This is a genomic window from Acidovorax sp., assembly GCF_046341535.1.
Taxonomy (GTDB): Bacteria; Pseudomonadota; Gammaproteobacteria; order Burkholderiales; family Burkholderiaceae_C; genus Acidovorax.
This window is the reverse complement of the sequence record NZ_JBKDRI010000187.1, coordinates 1-2,246: the sequence shown is the minus strand read 5'-3', so window position 1 is coordinate 2,246 and position 2,246 is coordinate 1. Positions and strand designations below refer to the sequence as shown.

2 protein-coding genes and 1 pseudogene are annotated in these 2,246 nt (G+C 68.6%); all 3 read left to right on the top strand.

Translation table 11 applies throughout. The annotated features are described in order from the left end of the window. Positions 1-816 (top strand): annotated as a pseudogene (locus tag ACK543_RS14150) (MFS transporter); the annotation flags it as partial. A gap of 162 nt (positions 817-978) precedes the next feature. Then, entirely contained in the window at positions 979-2,115 is a 1,137-nt protein-coding gene (locus ACK543_RS14145) for an aminopeptidase (protein WP_409943481.1), read from the top strand. Continuing rightward, the coding region (locus ACK543_RS14140; RefSeq protein ID WP_409943480.1) for a polyhydroxyalkanoic acid system family protein at positions 2,006-2,246 on the top strand (241 nt) is incomplete at its 3' end. The genes ACK543_RS14145 and ACK543_RS14140, both read left to right, overlap by 110 nt.

Sequence of the window (2,246 nt, the reverse complement as noted above, 5' to 3'; positions counted from 1 at the left end):
GTGGCGGGCTTTGCCAGCACGGTGGGCTGGCCTTTGTCGGCCTGGATGGAGTCGCACTGGGGCTGGCGCGGCGCCTGTATCGGCTGGGCGGGGCTGCACCTGCTGCTGGGCTTGCCGCTCAACCTGTGGCTGCCCCGCGCGGTGCGGTTTGCCGAGGCGGCGGGCAAGCACGTGCCCGCAGCGCAGCCTGCTGCAGATGGCGCGGTGCATCACGCCGCCGCCGCACCCGGCGTCGGCCACGTCAACCACCCCACGGGCGGCGACACCAGCCACCTGCGCACCATGCTGCTGTTGTCGTTTGTGTTTTCGGTCACCTGGTTCACCAGCACCGCCATGGCAGCGCATCTGCCGCGACTGCTGCAGGCCAGTGGCACATCGCTGCAGGTGGCGGTGACCATGGCCGCCCTGGTGGGGCCCGCGCAGGTGGTGGCACGTCTGGCCGAATTTGGACTGCTGCGCCGCGTGCATCCGCTGCTTTCGGCGCAGCTGGCGGCCGCCGCGCACCCGGTGGGCGCGGGCATCCTCCTTCTGGTGGGAGGGCCGGCCGCAGCCGTGTTCACGGTGCTGCACGGCGCTGGCAATGGCGTGCTCACCATTGCCAAGGGCACGCTCCCGCTGGTGCTGTTCGGCCCGCTGGGTTATGGCGCACGCCAGGGCCTGATGATGGTGCCCGCGCGCGTGGGGCAAGCCTTTGCGCCCGTGCTGTTTGGCATGCTGCTGGACGCGGTGGGCGCCAGCGCGGTATGGCTCACCACGCTGCTGGGCATGGCGGCGCTGGGCGCGCTGTGGATGCTGCGGCCACAGGCTCGGCCCTGAAGGGATGCCCTTCAGGCAGCGCCTTTTCGATCTGCCGCCGGTCGTCGGCCACTGCAATGCCCCAGGGTATGTGGGGTGATGCACTGCCCTCTGGACCTGGGCCGCGTCAGGCTTGTATCCCTGCGCGATGACCGCGCCGCGGTCTGCCCATAAACTGGCTCTATGCGTTTACTTACCGCACGGCTCGCAGCAATGATCCTCCTGGCGCTGGCCCTGGCTGGCTGTGCCAGCCCTGTCTCGGGCCCGGGCGCGGTGCGCTATTACTGGCAGTCATTGCGCGGGCATATGCAGCTCATGCAGGCGGCCGAGCCCATCGATGCGTGGGTGGCGCGGGATGACATCCCGCCCGCGCTGCGTGATCGCCTGCTGCTGGCCCAGCGTGCCCGGGCGTTTGCCGTGGCCGAGCTGGGCCTGCCCGATAACGCAAGCTACCGCCGCTACGCCGACCTCAAGCGCGCTGCCGCCGTGTGGAACGTGGTGGCCGCTCCGCCCGATGAGCTCAAGCTGTACACCTGGTGCTTCCCCGTCACCGGCTGCATCGGCTACCGGGGCTACTTCAGCGAAGCCGACGCGCAGGCCGAGGCAGCCCAGCTGGCCGCCCAGGGCCTGGAGGTGGATGTGTACGGGGTGCCCGCCTATTCGACCCTGGGCTACATGAACTGGGCGGGTGGCGATCCGGTGTTGAACACCTTCATCGCCTGGCCCGAGGGCGACTTTGTGCGGCTGCTGTTCCACGAACTGGCGCACCAGGTGGTGTACGCCGAGGGCGACACGCTGTTCAACGAATCGTTTGCCACCGCGGTCGAGCGCATCGGTATTGCCCAGTGGCTGGCCACGCATGCAAGCGAGCAGGCCCGTGCGGCCGCCGCCACCAGCGAGGCGCGCCGCAGTGCGTTTCGCGCCCTCACCCGGGCAACGCGGGCCCGCCTGGGAGAAGTTTACGATCAAAAAAAGGCTGTTACGCCTGACGCGAAAGCGATTGAAGCTATGAAATCAATAGCAATGCAGAGCTTTCGGGCGGAATATGCCATGCTGCGCGAGCGCTGGCTGCGCCCCCAGGACGGCACCGTCCCGCTGGCCACCACCGCCCAGGTCGCGGGCTACGACCGCTGGGTGGCCCGGGCCAACAACGCCAGCTTTGCAGCGCAGGCCGCCTACGACGATCTGGTGCCCGCGTTTGAGGCCTTGCATGCCCACGAGGGCGGTGATTGGCAGCGGTTTTATGATGCGGTGCGACAGCTGGCACGCCAGCCCCAGCCCGCGCGCCACGCAGCGCTGCGCGCGCTGCTGCCTCGCTAGCACAACCCACGCCCCAAGGAGACACCCGGTGCCAGACATTCACATCCATCGCGAACACCACCTGGGCTTCAAGGAAGCCCGCAAGGTCGCTTTTGCCTGGGCTGAACAGGCCGAAGCGAAGTTCGATATGG

Bases quoted from the DNA above. Each gene is read 5' to 3' on its own strand.
- ACK543_RS14145 (WP_409943481.1), top strand. From the start codon at position 979: ATGCGTTTACTTACCGCACGGCTCGCAGCAATGATCCTCCTGGCGCTG.